This is a genomic window from Paraburkholderia sp. (assembly GCF_047605525.1).
Taxonomy (GTDB): domain Bacteria; phylum Pseudomonadota; class Gammaproteobacteria; order Burkholderiales; family Burkholderiaceae; genus Paraburkholderia.
The window spans coordinates 31,984-47,818 of the sequence record NZ_JASGFN010000015.1 but is presented as its reverse complement, the minus strand read 5'-3'; the positions used below and the strand labels follow the sequence as shown (position 1 = coordinate 47,818).

Here is a 15,835-nt window from a genome sequence, read left to right as displayed (position 1 = left end):
TTCATGTAGCAGACGAAAGCCGTGTCAGCGATGGCGCGCGATGAATGTGTCGATGGCGGTTGCCAGGTCAACCGGCAGTTCGTGCATCGGGCAGTCGCCGGTGTTCTTCAGCGTTTCGTATTCGACACGCGGGTACAGCGCGCCGAATGCCGCTTCGACGACGCCACGCGTGTTTTAATGTGGGACCAAGTATAGGTACGCGGGCAGCGTGAACGGAAACCGCCGTTTTCCATAGGAGGTATTGGCGGAGCCGATTAGGTAAAAACGCCAACAGGCAGATGGGGGGATGGCGGGCATTTCCCGATTGCGCGCCGGCACGGTCCGCCGGAGGATTCCCGATCCCCGAAGGCGAAGATTGCCGCGCGGGTCAGCAAACGACGACGAGACCAGTCATGAGCCAATCGAACCAGCTTCGTAACGTCAATCTCAATCTGTTGCCGATCCTCTATACGTTGCTGAAGCATCGAAACGTGACGATAGCCGCGAAGGAACTGCATCTGACCCAGTCCACGGTGAGCGGTAGTCTGAAACGTCTGCGCGAAGTATTCGACAACGAACTGCTGGTATTCAACGGGCGGGAGTTGCTCCTGACGGAGAAGGCGAAGGCGATGCTGCCGCAGCTGGAACGATTCCAGCTCGCGGGCGAGGCGCTGCTCGGAACGCTCGAATTCGATCCTGGCGAGATCACCAACCGCTTCCGGATCGCCTCGGCGGACTGGCTGAGTTTTCTGCTGGTGCCGCCTCTGCACGAGCGGCTGAACGGCAACGCTCCGAAAGCGGGCGTGCAGTTCGTTCATGGCGACAGGAGCTCGGGCGAGGATATGCGGCAGGGCATGATCGACATGGTGATCGCCCCTGAAAAAGTATCAGACTGGTCGGGCCTCAATCTGTTTAACGAGAACTCCGATTACCAGTACGAGTATCTGTTCACCGACCAGATGGTCTGCATCGAATCGACAAGGCATGCGCCGTCGCTGGCCGGGCTCGACCAGGACGCGTACTTGCGGCATACGCACATCAGTTTCAATCTCGGCTCACGCGTGAACGCGAGCATCGAACGCGATACGCTGGCGGGAGCCGGTCTCACGCAGAATGATCAGTTTCTGTTGCCCGAATTCACGACGCTGCCGCACATGGTGGCCGCGACCGGCTGCATCGCGGCGATACCGCTGTCGCTCGCGCGACCGTTCCAGGCCGTGCTGCCGATCCGGATTTTCGAGCCGCCGGTGACATTCCCGCCGCTGAAGATCATCATGGCCTGGACCAAGGCGAGCGACCGCGATGCGTCGCAATGCTGGTTCCGCCAACAGGTTCGCGAAAGCATCCGGGAGCTCGCCGCCGGATGGGCGGAAGCCGCGGGCGAATACGGCAACCCGGCATCAGCAGGTACTGGATAAAGACGCATAGGGCGATGGACTTGTCCTGGGTGCTTTGTTGGGCGTACACATGTCCGTCGATGCATTGAAGTTGCGGGCATCTATTGAGTTACGTCTGACACCAGGTCGAACGCCGGCTAGATCTCGACGCGCGCGCCCACTTCGATCACGCGATTGGCCGGCAGGTTGAAGAACGCCGCGATGTTGCCGACGTTGTGCAGCATCACCGCGAACAGACGCTCGCGCCAGAGCGCCATGCCGTGCCCGCGTTTGGGCACGACCAGCGCACGGCTCAGGAACCACGAAGTTTCGTCGAGATCGAACGTGAGTTCCGCGGACCTGTACGACGCGAGCGTGCGCGGCAAGTCGACCTCGTCCTTGAATCCGTAGTTGACGATCACGTAATAGCAGCCGGGGCACAGCGGCTCGACCTCCACACGCTCGCTTTCGGCCACCCAGGGCACGTCTTTCGTCTTCGCGCTCAGGAACACGACGCGTTCGTGCATCACGCGGTTGTGCCGGAGGTTGTTGACGAACGCATGCGGCACGGCGTCGGCGTTTGGCGTAAGGAAGATCGCGGTGCCGCCCACGCGCACCGGCGAGCTTCGCAGCAGCGCCGCAAGGTAGGGCTTGAGCGGCGTCTCGCCCGCGCGCACGCGCGCCTCGGCAGCCATCATCTCCCAGCCGCGTCCCCATGTCGCCATGATCGTGAACATCAATCCGCCGATCACGAGCGGGAACCAGCCGCCGTCCACGATCTTGAGCAGGTTGGCCGAGAAGAACATCGCGTCGATCACGAAGAAGAAAGCCGTGGCGAACACGCACAGCAGCCAGTTGTAGTGCCACGCGTAACGCACCACGAAGAACGTGAGGACAGTCGTGATGAGCATCGTGCCCGTCACGGCGATGCCGTAAGCGGAACCGAGCGCCGTGGACGAGCGGAAGCCGAGCACCGCCGCGACCACCGCGACGAGCAGAATCCAGTTGATGCCGGGCGCGTAGATCTGGCCTTTCTCGCGCTCCGAGGTATGCACGATGTTCATGCGCGGCAGGAACGAGAGTTGCATCGCCTGCATCGCCATTGAGTAGGTGCCCGATATGACGGCCTGCGACGCGATGACTGTCGCGACCGTTGCGAGCACGATCATCGGCACGATGGACCATTGCGGAAAGAGGTGATAGAACGGGTTTTGCACCGCGCCGGGGTTCGCGAGTAGCAGCGCGCCCTGGCCGAGGTAGTTCAGCGCGAGCGCGGGAAACACCACGCAGAACCACGTGAGGCGGATAGGCTGCTTGCCGAAGTGGCCCATGTCGGCATATAGCGCCTCGGCACCCGTGAGCGAGAGAACGACTGCGCCAAGCGCGACGAAAGCGAGCCAGCGGTGATGCACGCAGAACGCGAGCCCGCGCAGCGGATTGAGCGCGACCAGCACGACCGGCGCGGCGAGGATGTTGGCGATGCCTGCCACGCCGATCACGACGAACCAGAGCACCATCACCGGACCGAACACGGCGCCGATGCCTCCCGTGCCCCGCTTTTGCATGACGAACAGCACGATGATCGCGGCGAGCGTCACCGGAATCACATAGGTCTTGAGCCCGGGCTCCGCCACCTCGAGGCCTTCCACCGCGCTCAGCACCGAGATGGCCGGGGTGATCACGCTGTCGCCGAAGAAAAGCGCCGCGCCCATCACGCCGACCACGAGCAACGTGCGACGCAGATGCGGCCGCGACGAGACCGACGAGGCCGCGAGCGCGAGAAGCGCCATGATGCCGCCTTCGCCGTGGTTGTTGGCGCGCAAGATCAGCGCGACGTACTTGAGCGACACGACGATCATCAGCGACCAGAAGATCAGCGAGACGATGCCTACAAGATTGAAAGCATTGAGCGCTAGCCCATTGCCGGGATCGAATACAGTGGCGAGCGTATAGAGCGGACTCGTGCCGATGTCGCCATAGACCACGCCAAGCGCGGCCAACGCGAGCGCGGGCATGGCCGGGCGATGCGGGCCGGAGTCGCCAGGGCGAGCGTCCGCCGGCGCGGTGGATGCGGATGATCCCACGTCTCCCTCCTCATGCTGTGGCATGCGGGCACAGATGGCCGCGCAGCTTTCGCTTCGTATTGCCGCCTCTTCTCACTTCTCTTATGCGACTTCTTTGCTTATGCGACTTCTTTCGCCTTCCTGGCATGAATGGTCTTCGCGTCGTGCGGCCCATTCTGTTGGCGCGCTAGAGCAAGTATAGGAACTTCCGGCAAAAATATTGAACGCTTTGCTTTCGCGAACCTGTCATGGTGGAATGCATTCATCCGAATAATCGAATTCCCGAGCCGGAACGGCCGGTGGGCGCTTCGGTCATGCGCATGAGCCTGGCATCCTGCGTAATACCCGCGTTGTTCACCAGCACGTCGCCGACGGACCGACTGGATATCGCGCTGCATGACTTCGTGGTGGTCGTCGTCCATGTGCTTGTGTCGCCGCTATCGTGTGCGCCAACAGCCAGCGCTCGCTGGTCATTTCGTGCGCCCCGGCAGCCGCACCGCCATCACTGCCATCACCGCATGCAGCATGGCAAGCAGCAGAAACGTTGCCTCCCATGCGTTCAACCCAACAAGCGTCGGGTGCGCGCCGAGCAACGCCGCCAGCACCAGCGCGCAGAGCGTCGTCAAGGTCGGCCCACCGAGCCGCTGCACGATGTTGAGCGTCGTAGTCGCCATCGGCAGATTGCGCGGCTCGACCGACGCGTAGGCCGCCGACATCGCCGGCAGCGCCGTCGCGCCGAGCCCGGCGCCGCGCACGAACAACGCAAGCACGAGCGTTGCGACCTGCAGCGGACGTGAGGCCAGCCACGCCAGCATCAACGTCGCGGCAAGCGACAGCAACGCGCCACCGGTCGCGACCGCACGACCGCCGAAGCGCCCCGTCAGAAAACCGAGCGGCGGAAACGCGACCATCATTCCCAGACCGAGCGGCGCGAGCAGCCAGCCCATCGCCGCGGGAGAACGGCCGCACGCCTGAATGAGAAAGAGCGGAATCAACATCTGCCCCGCGAACATCACACCGTTCGACAGGAACTGCACAACCGCCGCCAGCGTGAACGTGCGGTTGTGAAACTGGCTCAGATCGATCAGCGCCCGCCCCGCCTTGCGCGTTTCCACCCGCAAAAAAAGGACCAGCAGCACGACGCCCGCAACCATCGCGACGATGCCCACATGCTGCCGGATGCGCTCCGCGCCGAACAATATCAATGCGAGTCCGGGCGACAGCAGGACCAGACCGAGCCAATCCAGCTCGCGCGGCCGACGAACTTCACGATCGTCGGGCAGGAACAGCACCGACAACATCAGTGCCAGCACGCCGACCGGCAGGTTGACGAGAAACAGCCAACGCCACGACGCATGGCGAAGAATGAAGCCGGCGATCACCGGCCCGAGCAACGGCCCGAGCAGGATCGGCACGGTCGCGTAGCCGGCCACGCGGGTGAACTGGTTACCCGCCGCGCGCTTCATCATCAACTGCGCCATCGGTGCGAGCAGACCGCCGCTCGCGCCCTGCAACAGACGGAAGCCGATCAGCGCATCAGCCGACCATGCAAAGCCGCACAGCAGCGAACTGAGCGTGAACGACGAGAAGCACCACAGGTAGAGCGCCTTGCCGCCGATCCGGTCGATCAGCCAGCCGTTGAGCGGCAGCACCAGCGTGAGCGCGAGCAGATACCCGCTCGTTACCCACTGAATGGCCGGCAACGTGGCATGGAGATCCTGCGCGAGATTCGACAGCGACACGTTGACGATAGTCGCATCGAGCTGCGCGAGCAGCGAGCCGAGTACGGCGACGGCGGTGATTTTCCAGACCAGCGGATCGAGCTGATCGCGCTGCGTCGCGCTCAAAACAGACCTTCGCGACGTACACGGCCGAAATGAACCGATGTGAAAACACCCGTGACCACTACGCCGACGAGCAGCGCCGCGCTATCGACGTTCACGCCGGGCGCGAACGGATCGTGAACCAGCAGCGCCAGACCGATCAATGCGTTCAAGATGCCCCACAGGAAATTGACCAGCGGCGACGACGGCCCCTTGCCATGCGGCGTCGAGAACGGAGAAGGAAACACCTCGCCGCGCAGACCTGCGGTGAGATGCGGCATCGCGTTGCACAGGAAGGCACCCGCGAAAAAGATCGCAACGAAGCTCATGGTTCGTCCTATCAAAGATGGAGAAGCCGGAAAGGCTAAGGAAGTGAGGAATCGCCGAGCCGCCTGATGAGTGGAATGGCCGCCGCAAGCGTTGCGACGTCCTGCGGGTCGAACTGTTCGAGCTTCGCCAGCAGCCATTCGCGTTTGGCCGCCGTGCGCCGCCTGCGTTCGTCCAGCCCTTTGCGCGTGATCGCGAACAGGATCTGGCGGCCGTCCGTGGGATGCGGTTCGCGCTCGACGCATGCCTCTTCTTCGAGGCCCGCGAGGATGGTTTTCATGGACTGCGGCTTCATCAATTCGGCTCGCGCGAGATCCGCGGTGGTCATCGGGCCTTCACGTTCCAGCCGCGCGAGCACGCTGGACTGCGACAGGTTCAGGTCGCCGGGATTGGCGTTGCGCAGCCGACGCAAAAGCTGGCCGACAGCCAGCGTCAGATCGGAGACGACGCATTCCAGCGGCGGAGTGGATTCACGGGAGCGGGCCATGCGTGAAGCGTAGATTAAGACAGATAAACTTGCAAGTTTATCTGTCTAGTTGTGGGCGCGAGCTACGACGCGCGCATGAAACTCCGGAACTTGCTGTCACTGCGGAATGACCGTGCTGCGAGTTTCCGGAATTGAACCGCAACAAACGGATGTCGCTCGCTCCCCAGTCGCGCGATGCTATGTCATGCAAACACATCACGCGATTCAACGAGTGCCCACCATGAAATTCAATCTGAGCAGGATCGATTCCCCAGTGGGTCAGATGATCGTTGCAACCGCCTATAAGCGAAAAACCACACGGAGGTTTGCGCAATTTTGTCCAAGACCGGCGCGACCGGCTCGCATACCCTTATCGCGATGCAGATCGCCCGTTTGATCAACCTGTTGGATATCCGAACGTATGCACACCACGACTGAACCATCGATTCTCTACTTCGGCACACCGGTTGTGCTAATCACCACAAGAAACGAAGACGGCACGACGAATGTCGCGCCGATGTCGTCGAGCTGGTTTCTTGGCTGGGGATGCATGATTGGTTTGAACAGCGGCTCCCAGACAACCCTGAACCTGTTACGTGAAAGGGAATGCGTACTCAACCTTCCGTCGGTTGAACAGGCGTATGCGCCGAACCGGCTGGCGCGTCTGACCGGCAGATACCCTCTCACCGCCGACAAAGTGGCCATGGGCTATCGCTACGAAAAAGACAAGCTGGGCGCCGCAGGCTTGACAGATATGCGTTCCGATGTCGTAAAGCCGCCGAGGATAGTCGAGTGTCCGATTCAGCTTGAGGCAGTGGTACAGGCCACTCACCGGTTTGGGGGATTCGAGCCCGAGCGCGCATACAACACCGGCACAAGTGACGATCCGCTCGTGCTTGCAGTGGAACTGAAAATCCTGCGGGTTCATGCAGAAGAATCGCTTCTCGTACCGGGTAAGAAGAATCACATCGATCCCGACAAATGGAAGCCGCTTTTGATGAGCTTCGCGCAATATTACGGTCTCGCGCCGGACCGGATTGTTCCGTCAAGGCTGGCGGAAATCCCGGAGGAGATGTACAGGCCTTACGAGGATATGAGTAAGCGACCCATCGCCTAGCCAGGCTGTGTAGTCACTGCGGGGAGGATTGCGAGAACCGCACAGCATGAAATTGCCCGAAAACCTGAACCGCCCAGCTCCAGATATATGGGGGCGTTCCCCCGTGGCGTGGCATCCGGACGCCGAAGCTGGTTTCACGCTGAAATTTGACGGTCCGCCGCTCACGCTTCTGAACCAGCATGCTCCAAAGGGCGCAGCCAATGTCGGGCTCGCGCACGTCCATGATCCGGGAGACACTTACGCGTCCGTTCGCATGCATTGGGCGGAACTCTCCGCCATTTTCGCGCTGCAACTCGCACTTCGGCACATGTCCGAAGCAGCGGAGGGCCAATCGCCTTCAATAGGCTCGACGACTCTCAAGAGGGTGAACGCCTTTATAGCGGAATCGCTCGATCGGCCGATTACTCTGGATGACCTGGCCATGGCCGCCGGCTTGAGCAAGTTTCATTTTCTCCGCGCATTCACGAGAACAGTTGGCATGACTCCCGCTGTCTACCTCATGCACCGACGCGTGCAAGTCGCGATAGCGATGGCGAAACATGGAAAGGAGCCCTTCGCGGAGATAGCGTATGCGACAGGCTTTGCCGATCACAGCCACCTTTCGAGATGATGCAGGCGAATATACGGTGTGCGATTGACCGATATTCGAGGCCGCTGAAACATCGCTGCGTACAACGCTATCGCGGCCCCCGCCGGCACCTGCCGGGCCCGGATGTCGCGGAGTCCTCTCAAGTGCTGAAAGCGGCCCACTGACGATCGAGCAACGCTCGCGGGCATCAAAACCCAACACCGGTTCCACGAAAGAATTCACCCCGCACTTCCAGATGACACTCAAAGTACATGTAGCCGCGTAACAGGCTCAACCGCCAGGAGCGCGGCGACCTGCCGGGCCGTCGCCTTGGCCGATCCCGGATTCTGACCAGTCACCAGCCGTCCGTCGGTGACGACTTTCGATACGAACGGCAGCAAGGCCTTCTCATAGCGCGCGCCGCGTCGAACCATTTCCTGCTCGGCGTTGTAGGGAACCTTGCTGGCGACGCCGGCGAGCACTTCTTCGACCCATGAATAGCCGGTGAGCCGGCGTCCGGCCACCAACAGGGAGCCGTCCGACAGCCTGGTGTTCAGCAGGCCGCAATAGCCGTGACAAACGGACGAGACAATTCCACCATGCTCGTAGATGTCGCGCGTGATTCGCTGCAGCCCTGCGTCATCGGGGAAGTCCCACATGACGGCGTGGCCGCCCGTGAAATAGATCGCATCGAAGTCCGCCGGATCGATTTCGTCGGGCCGGGCAGTCGTCGAAAGCAGTGTCTGACGGCCCTTGTCGGTGAGCCACTCCTTCACGGAAGCGTCGGCAAGCGGCCATTTGAGGGAGCGCGGTTCAAGAGGCGAGATGCCGCCCTTCGGACTGACGAGACGCTGGTCGTATCCCTTATCGCCGAAGATATGCCAGGCATGGGTCAACTCCGACAGCCAAAGCCCGGTCGGCTCGGTCTGGTCGGCATAGCTGGTCACGTTGCTGACGACGTGAAGTATTCGCTTTGTCATATCGGGATCTATCCTTTGCTCGTCGGCGGTGCTGTTGCGAGCACACCGCGATTTTGCCGCTGTCGGAAGCCTGTGCAGTCGCGATGCGTCTGACATGTCAAACCATCACGCGCGGGTCGCCCCGTCTCTAACCGGATCTGCCAGGCTGCCGACGTTTTGCGTTGCCCAGCGCCTTGACGTCGCTGGCCCCCAGAATCGGGCTCGCGATTTCGCCTCCGCGCATCCGTGACAGCACCCTCTTCGCGTTGGCGGCACAGTCGATTTCCGGTGGCTTCGCCTCGATCTCGACGATGAGCGACACGATGTTTGTTTTGCTATGCGCCAGACGTGCCTCCAGCGCCTCGATGTCCTGCAACTTGCGGCGCAGCGTTTCGAGGAGAACCCCATGTTGCCACTGCGACGGGTTGGGCGGCAGCAGCATGCCGATCTCTTCAAGGCTGAAGCCAGCTTTTTGCGCAGTCGCGACCAGGTCGAGCACCAGCACGGCTTCGGCCGGATAGGTCCGGTAACCGTTCGGCTGCCGCTCGACCGTTTTCAGCAAGCCAATGCGTTCGTAGAAGCGGATACGCGAAGCAGCAAGACCCGTGCGCTTCGAAAGTTCTCCGATCTTCATCTATACGGCTCCCATCGTTATTCCGTCTTTACAGCAAGCGACGACGCCAACGGCACAGGCAAATTCAGCACCACCTGAGCATCCTTGACCACATCGAGACGAACGATAGTCGATGCACCCAGCCTGTCGAGAAGCTGACTCAATGGACCGCCGCCGCGCACCAGCGTGACGTTTCGGGGGAGACTGCGCTGCGCGAACGATAACGTGTTGGTCAGCACCCTGGTCTGATGCCATTCGCCATCGACACGATGAATCATTGTCGTCGTGCCCATATGGGATTGAGGCGCGACGCCGCGTAGCGCCGGCAGCGGGGCGTGCAGTGTCAAGTCGGACTTACCGTCGAGGGCGGCTATGCCGGCCTTCACGTCAGCGCCGATATCGACGTCGATCTTCGCGAGCCACTTGGGTAGCTGATAACCGTGAACGCCACGCACCCTTGCGATTTCAGTGGTGACAGGAAGCGCCAATACATGCGCGAAAAAATTTCGACGACGCATGGAGTCGACCAGTTCCGCCAGATGAGAACCTCGTGCGCCGGGCCGGCGGATTACCACTGCGACGGAAACTTCGTCATAGGGATCGTTATCGCAGACGGCATACGAAAAGAACGACAGCGCCACCAGTCCATGACCGGGCAACGCGCGCAGCGGCTCCAGCGGCGTTGGCAGTGCTCCCCGAAGCCGTTGCAGAGGCGCGAGCATCAATACCTGAACGCTGCTGGTACGGTAGTAAAAATTCGGTGCCCATGTCTGGCCTACTCGCGACCTGACCAGTTGCTTGGGAATTCCGCGGAAAAAATCGATATTTCCAGCGGCTCGATCGAGCGCCACCTCGTCGAGGTCCGGATTCATGCGGAAGCGGTCGTAATAGCCGCCCTCGATCACTTCAACCTTGTGCGACCCGAACTCGACCTGTGTGAAGCGCCTGTCCATATCCGTTGACCTTTCCTGATGGTTGACCCACAGGCAGCGTGTGCCTGCCGATTTATCCCGCAGGGCACACTCTAAGGTTCAACCCAACTTCAAGGTCAAGCATTGACGCGCAATTCGTTACCGGCAACGCAAGCGGTCCCCCCCTCGCAGCTAGCGTTGCGGCTTCTTCCGCTTCGGTACGGCGCCGCTTTCGCGGAGGCGACCCAGCACCCAATCTGCCCGGTCCGAGCAGTTCAGGTCCTTCGGTCTGTTCTCGATGCTTTCAATAGCGACGAGCAACTGCGCCCTGTTCCGATTCAGTCGCGCTTGCATCTCGTCTATTTCCGCCACCTTCTGCCGCAGCGCGAGCAGTAACGCCTCGTGCTGCCAGTTGCCCTGCTTCACCGGAAGCAGATGACGGATCTGATCGAGCGTGAACCCCGCGCGCTGGGCGCTGGCGATGATCTCGAGCACTGACAACGCTTCAGGCGGGTAATCGCGATATCCGTTCGCCTTTCGTTCAACCGCGTTGATCAGTCCCGTCGACTCGTAGAAGCGGATACGGGAGGCCGTCAATCCGCTGAGTTCCGCCAGTTCCCCGATCCGCATATGACACTTTTAAAAAGTATTGACCTTGAAGTTGACTTTAATCCTACAGTAAAAGCTCGGTCAAGCTGGGCGCTCGGGCGACGCTCCGGCGTTCGCATCTGTTGGCCGTGACAAGGGAGACCGGCGACGCCGAACAGGCCCGACGTGCGCTTTCGGCCAACCGTCGCCACTTGCAGATCAGACAAAAGGAGCAGGACTTCAACCCTGAACGGCAGTCATCAGCGCACGACGCCAATTGAATGCGAATACATCTCCGGAGAAGCGAACATGGGATATGTGACAACGAAGGACGGCGTAGAAATTTTCTACAAGGACTGGGGCCCGCGCGACGCGCAGGTGATCTTCTTCCATCACGGATGGCCGCTGAGCGCCGACGACTGGGACGCGCAGATGCTGTATTTTCTGGCTCACGGTTTCCGCGTGATCGCTCACGACCGTCGCGGACACGGAAGGTCGAGTCAGGTATGGGACGGCCATGACATGGACCACTACGCCGACGACGTAGCGGCCGTCGTCAATCATCTCGGCGTGCGGAAAGCGGTTCATGTCGGCCACTCCACCGGCGGTGGCGAGGTCATTCATTATGTCGCGCGCCACGGCGAGGATCGCGTGGCCAAGGCGGTGCTCATCAGCGCCGTCCCACCGATCATGGTGAAGACCGAAAGCAATCCGGGCGGCCTGCCCAAACAGGTGTTCGACGACCTGCAGGCACAACTCGCGGCAAACCGGGCTCAGTTTTACTACGATGTACCCGCGGGTCCTTTCTACGGTTACAACCGGCCCGATGCGAAACCGTCCGCCGGTACTATCTGGAACTGGTGGCGGCAAGGCATGATGGGCAGCGCAAAAGCCCACTACGATGGGATCGTCGCCTTCTCGCAGACCGACTTCACTGAAGACCTGAAAGGCGCGACGATTCCTGTCCTCGTCATGCATGGCGACGATGACCAGATCGTCCCCTATGCCGATTCCGGCCCCTTGTCGGCGAAGCTGCTCAGGAACGGAACCTTGAAAACGTATGCGGGCTTTCCGCACGGCATGCCCACTACCAACGCCGACACCATCAATGCCGATCTGCTGGCGTTCGTGAAAGGCTGATTGCATAGGCTTATATAAGCCGGGAAACGGGCTGCCGCAGGCAGCCCGTCCGTCGTCCTGACCGCTGTCGAGCATTTCCTCCAACGCCTCGATATTCCGTTGACATTAAACCTGACTTCAATCTTAAAGTCGTTACACGATCAGATGAGGTATCTATATGAACGTGTTCGACAGATTGACTTTCCCAAACGGTTCGATTGTTCCCAACCGTATCGCCAAGGCTGCGATGGAAGAAAACATGGCCGATGCCGGCCAGGGTCCATCCGGAAAATTGATGCGCCTCTATGAAGCATGGGCAAACGGCGGTGCAGGCCTGCTGATTACCGGCAACGTGATGGTCGACAGCCGGGCCATGACGGGGCCGGGAGGTGTAGTGCTGGAAGACGACAGGCAGTTGCACCGATTCACGCGCTGGGCGCGGATCGGCCGATCCCGAGGCGCGCAATTCTGGCTGCAGATCAATCATCCGGGCCGACAGATGCGGGCCAATCTGGGGCAGCAGACCTGGGCGCCCTCGGCGGTCCCGCTGGAACTGGGCAAAATGTCGAAGCATTTCAACACGCCACTCGCAATGACACAGGAAGTCATCGACGATGTGATCCAACGCTTCGCGCGTACCGCCCGGCTCGCGGAAAAGGCCGGTTTTACCGGCGTGGAAATTCACGCGGCACACGGGTATCTGCTGAGCCAGTTTCTGTCGCCGCTCACCAATCGAAGAACGGATAAATGGGGAGGCTCACTGGAGAATCGCGCCCGGCTGCTGCTTGAGATTGTGAAGGCCGTCCGCTCGGTCGTTTCTCCGGGGTTTTGCGTCGCGGTGAAACTGAACTCCGCGGACTTCCAGCGCGGTGGATTCAGTGCCGACGATGCCAGGCAGGTGGTAATGCTATTGAACGACCAGAAGGTCGATCTGGTCGAGCTGTCGGGTGGAAGCTACGAGGCGCCGGCCATGCAGGGACAGGCTCGCGACGGCCGCACACTGGCGCGCGAAGCTTATTTTGCGGAGTTCGCCCGCGATATCCGGAAAGTGGCGAGGATGCCCATCATGGTGACAGGCGGCATCCGCCGGCGCCTGGTTGCCGAACAGGTGGTCGCAAGCGGAGTGGATATGGTCGGGATCGGCACCGCGCTGGCAATCGATCCAGACCTGCCACGTAGCTGGCAGACCGGTAACGACACGGCGCCTGAACTGTCGACGATCAGATGGAAGAACAAGAGCCTTGCTTCCCTCGCGAACATGGCCGCCGTCAAGTTTCAGTTGCGCAAGCTAAGCCAAGGCCGCACGACCGATCCCAAGGTGTCCCCGTTGCATGCGCTGGTTGTCCAGCAGATCGCCAATGCCTGTCGCACCCGCAAGTACCGGCGCTGGATGGCACAGCGGGCGAAACAATAGCGCGCCCCGCTTCCGGCGAAGCAACGAAATGCCCCGGCGTCACACCGACCGCGCGCCGGAAATGCCGGCCGAAGTGACTCTGATCGAAAAATCCGACTTCGGCGGCGACTGCGCAGGGCGGCACGCCGTCGCGCAATAGCCGTTTGGCGTGTTGAATTCGCACCAGGCACACATAGCGATGAGGCGGGATACCCACCTCCTTGCGGAACAGCGTGGCAAAACGCGAAACGCTCAACCCGGCCGCGGCGGCGAGCGTCGCGAGACTGACGGGCTGCGCGAACGAGCTCTCGATGAAGGCAACGCTGCGCCTGATGGCGCGCGACATCGACACCGATGCATCGCCCGCGGCGTAGTCGAAAACTCCGGTCATGTCATATCCCCTCGCGCCGCGATTGCCGGCGCTGATTCTCCGATTGCACGGATTCGGGTCCTCGCGACGCAGATGCCATCATCCGTGGCCCCATCCGATGCGCGGCACACTACGCCACGTTCAATGCCGCATAAGTGACGCATAACTGCTGGAAAAGCAGATGCACGAGCGCGGCATCGCCGTCGTCCGTTTCGCCTTGCGCCTCGCGCTCCGCGACGCGCGCATCGAGTGCCTCGAACAACCTGTGCTTGATGAAATAGCGCCATTGCACCGGCACGCGCGCGAGGATGCCGGTGAGCGCCGCGTAACGCTCACGGGTCCATTTCGCCTCGAACGATTCGCGGTACGGCCCGTAGGTGAAAGCGGGCACATCCACGCCCGCGAGTTGCTCAAGCAGGACGCCGCGCAGCAACGCCGTCCCTGCTTCATCCACTGCGTCGCCGGCAAGCGCGACGCCGTAGACCTCGCGCGCTTCGTCGGCGCTTATATAGCCGCGCAACACGTCGTCGCGCACACGCAGCGGATCGCGATCGACCGGCCGCCCGTAGCCGCCCGCCCCCGCGCCGATCAGCCGGATCACGTCGCCCGGCATGCAGACGACGAGATCGTTGTTGTCGAGTTCTTCCGCGTGCGGCGTATCGGGGTTGCGCGTGAAGCGCGCATTCGCACCGGCGTGGCCGCCGCGCACGCCCCACGACGCGAATCGCGTACGGTCGCGGTTACGGGCGGTGACGAGCGTATTCGGCGAGAACACCTTGAACTCCATCACGAGCCCCCGTCCACCGCGATACTGTCCCGCGCCACCCGAACCCGGCGCGACGCCGTAACGCAGAATGCGGATCGGCACTTCCGCCTCGTTGATCTCGACCGGCGTGTTGCGCAGGAACGCATTATTGGCGCCGGAGCCGTCTTCCCCATCGTCACCGGGACCGCCTCCGGCGCCGCCGCCGATCGGCCCGATCGACGCCATCACGGTCGCCCCGTGCGCGCCCGTCGTCTTCACGCTGAGAATCGACAGCCCACCCGCCGGACACGCGCCGAGCCGGTCCGGCACGGCCTGCGAGAACGCGCCGAACGTCAGCAGATGCGTGAGCTTGCACGTCAGGCTGCGCATGCCCACCGCGGCGGGCGGCTGCGCGTTCACAACGGTGCCCTCCGGCAGGATGCAGCGCGCCACGCGCAGCATCCCCGTATTCAGCAGGATTTCCGGATTGAGCGTGTACAGCACGTAGACGAGCCCGACGAGCGCGAGCGCGTGTCTTTCGCGGCCGCCCGTCGGCATGTTCAGCGACGACTGCAATTGCGGATCGCTGCCCGTGTAGTCCATCTCGACGAGACCGTCGCGTATGCGCGCGGTGAGCGCGACGCGCATCGGCTTGCCGTTGACCGAGTCCTCGTCGGCGAACTCGGCGAAGAAATAATCGCCGTCCGGAATGCCGCGCAGAATGGTGCGCGCCTGTTCCTCCGAGTAGTCGAGCAACGCGCTCATGCCCGCCTTGAATCCGTCGATGCCGAAGCGCCCGATGATCTCCAGCACGCGGCGCTCGCCGGTATGCAGCGACGCCAGTTGTGCATGCAGATCGCCGGTGTTCTGTCCAGGCACGCGCACATTGGTTGCCATCAGGCGGATCAGCGACTCGTCGACCACGCCCTTGCGCACGATCTTGCATGGCGGAAAGCGGATGCCTTCCTGCTGGATCTCCGTCAACGTGCGCGACAGCGATGCCGGCACCGCCCCGCCCATGTCGGTGTTGTGAATGTGGCCGCCGACGAAACAGACGATCTCGCCTTCGTAAAACACCGGCTTCCACAGCACGATGTCCGGCGTATGGGTCGCGACGAAGCCGCTATACGCGTCGTTGGTCATGCCGATGTCGCCGGGCTCGTAGTGATCGATCATGCCGATCACGGCGCTGTAGTCGAGGCCGACGTACCAGGTCGCGCCGAGCGTTTTCGGCGACGCGAAGGTGAGCCCCTCCGGCGTCGTGATCGCGCACGAGAAGTCTTCCGTTTCCTTCACGAAGGTCGAATGCGCGGTACGCACCAGCGTGTAAGCCATGCTCTCGGCTGCCGCGACGCAATAGTTCGCGAAGATCTGAAGCACTGCCTTGTCGAATTGCATGAGCGCTGCTCCGTGTGGGC

The 15,835-nt window shown here is 61.8% G+C and carries 15 protein-coding genes and 1 pseudogene; 6 read left to right on the top strand and 10 right to left on the bottom strand.

Annotation, left to right across the window (positions count from 1 at the left end; translation table 11 throughout):
* The first annotated feature begins 392 nt into the window (after positions 1-392).
* Positions 393-1,397, top strand: a complete 1,005-nt coding sequence (locus QM685_RS21560) for a LysR family transcriptional regulator (RefSeq protein WP_415119114.1) — start codon at positions 393-395, stop codon at positions 1,395-1,397.
* Positions 1,398-1,513: 116 nt separating this feature from the next.
* Here QM685_RS21560 and QM685_RS21555 read toward each other — a convergent pair whose 3' ends face one another.
* The 4 genes from QM685_RS21555 to QM685_RS21540 all read right to left on the bottom strand — a co-directional run bounded on the left by QM685_RS21555 (position 1,514) and on the right by QM685_RS21540 (position 6,055).
* Positions 1,514-3,370: a potassium transporter Kup gene (locus tag QM685_RS21555; protein ID WP_415119412.1), complete on the bottom strand. Its 1,857-nt coding sequence runs from the start codon at positions 3,368-3,370 to the stop codon at positions 1,514-1,516.
* A gap of 518 nt (positions 3,371-3,888) precedes the next feature.
* The gene (locus QM685_RS21550; protein WP_415119112.1) at positions 3,889-5,265 is read right to left on the bottom strand and encodes a DHA2 family efflux MFS transporter permease subunit; all 1,377 of its coding nucleotides are present in this window, start codon (positions 5,263-5,265) and stop codon (positions 3,889-3,891) included.
* Positions 5,262-5,570, bottom strand: coding sequence for a hypothetical protein (locus tag QM685_RS21545; RefSeq protein WP_415119110.1), 309 nt, complete (start codon positions 5,568-5,570; stop codon positions 5,262-5,264). Before QM685_RS21545 ends, QM685_RS21550 begins: the two co-directional genes overlap by 4 nt.
* A gap of 35 nt (positions 5,571-5,605) precedes the next feature.
* The gene (locus QM685_RS21540) at positions 5,606-6,055 is read right to left on the bottom strand and encodes a MarR family winged helix-turn-helix transcriptional regulator (RefSeq protein ID WP_415119108.1); all 450 of its coding nucleotides are present in this window, start codon (positions 6,053-6,055) and stop codon (positions 5,606-5,608) included.
* Between the two features lie 400 nt (positions 6,056-6,455).
* Here QM685_RS21540 and QM685_RS21535 point away from each other — a divergent pair, with 400 nt between their 5' ends.
* Together QM685_RS21535 and QM685_RS21530 are read left to right on the top strand one after the other, a co-directional pair.
* Entirely contained in the window at positions 6,456-7,151 is a 696-nt protein-coding gene (locus tag QM685_RS21535) for a flavin reductase family protein (RefSeq protein ID WP_415119106.1), read from the top strand.
* Between the two features lie 46 nt (positions 7,152-7,197).
* On the top strand, positions 7,198-7,761 hold the full coding sequence (locus QM685_RS21530; RefSeq protein ID WP_415119104.1) for a helix-turn-helix transcriptional regulator: 564 nt from the start codon (positions 7,198-7,200) through the stop codon (positions 7,759-7,761).
* Between the two features lie 221 nt (positions 7,762-7,982).
* Here QM685_RS21530 and QM685_RS21525 read toward each other — a convergent pair whose 3' ends face one another.
* The 4 genes from QM685_RS21525 to QM685_RS21510 all read right to left on the bottom strand — a co-directional run bounded on the left by QM685_RS21525 (position 7,983) and on the right by QM685_RS21510 (position 10,832).
* Positions 7,983-8,699 (bottom strand): type 1 glutamine amidotransferase domain-containing protein, encoded by a 717-nt coding sequence (locus QM685_RS21525; protein WP_415119102.1) that lies wholly within the window; start codon positions 8,697-8,699, stop codon positions 7,983-7,985.
* A gap of 127 nt (positions 8,700-8,826) precedes the next feature.
* Positions 8,827-9,312: a MerR family transcriptional regulator gene (locus tag QM685_RS21520; protein ID WP_415119100.1), complete on the bottom strand. Its 486-nt coding sequence runs from the start codon at positions 9,310-9,312 to the stop codon at positions 8,827-8,829.
* 17 nt (positions 9,313-9,329) lie between these two features.
* Positions 9,330-10,244 (bottom strand): acetoacetate decarboxylase, encoded by a 915-nt coding sequence (locus QM685_RS21515; RefSeq protein WP_415119098.1) that lies wholly within the window; start codon positions 10,242-10,244, stop codon positions 9,330-9,332.
* A gap of 150 nt (positions 10,245-10,394) precedes the next feature.
* On the bottom strand, positions 10,395-10,832 hold the full coding sequence (locus QM685_RS21510) for a MerR family transcriptional regulator (protein WP_415119096.1): 438 nt from the start codon (positions 10,830-10,832) through the stop codon (positions 10,395-10,397).
* A 267-nt stretch (positions 10,833-11,099) separates the two neighbouring features.
* On the opposite strand from QM685_RS21510, the gene QM685_RS21505 reads away from it, so the two are divergent.
* Both QM685_RS21505 and QM685_RS21500 read left to right on the top strand, forming a co-directional pair.
* Complete coding sequence (locus QM685_RS21505) at positions 11,100-11,930, top strand: alpha/beta fold hydrolase (protein ID WP_415119410.1); 831 nt, start codon at positions 11,100-11,102, stop codon at positions 11,928-11,930.
* Positions 11,931-12,087: 157 nt separating this feature from the next.
* Entirely contained in the window at positions 12,088-13,323 is a 1,236-nt protein-coding gene (locus QM685_RS21500; protein ID WP_415119094.1) for an NADH:flavin oxidoreductase/NADH oxidase family protein, read from the top strand.
* Between the two features lie 85 nt (positions 13,324-13,408).
* On the opposite strand, the pseudogene QM685_RS21495 reads toward QM685_RS21500, so the two are convergent.
* Positions 13,409-13,558 (bottom strand): annotated as a pseudogene (locus QM685_RS21495) (helix-turn-helix domain-containing protein); the annotation flags it as partial.
* On the opposite strand from QM685_RS21495, the gene QM685_RS21490 reads away from it, so the two are divergent.
* A complete protein-coding gene (locus QM685_RS21490) occupies positions 13,536-13,676 on the top strand; it encodes a hypothetical protein (RefSeq protein ID WP_415119440.1) in 141 nt (46 codons plus the stop codon). The pseudogene QM685_RS21495 and the gene QM685_RS21490 sit on opposite strands and share 23 nt — an antisense overlap.
* A gap of 126 nt (positions 13,677-13,802) precedes the next feature.
* Here the strand turns inward: QM685_RS21490 and QM685_RS21485 are convergent, their stop codons facing one another.
* A complete protein-coding gene (locus QM685_RS21485; protein WP_415119092.1) occupies positions 13,803-15,815 on the bottom strand; it encodes a hydantoinase B/oxoprolinase family protein in 2,013 nt (670 codons plus the stop codon).
* Between the last annotated feature and the right edge of the window lie 20 nt (positions 15,816-15,835).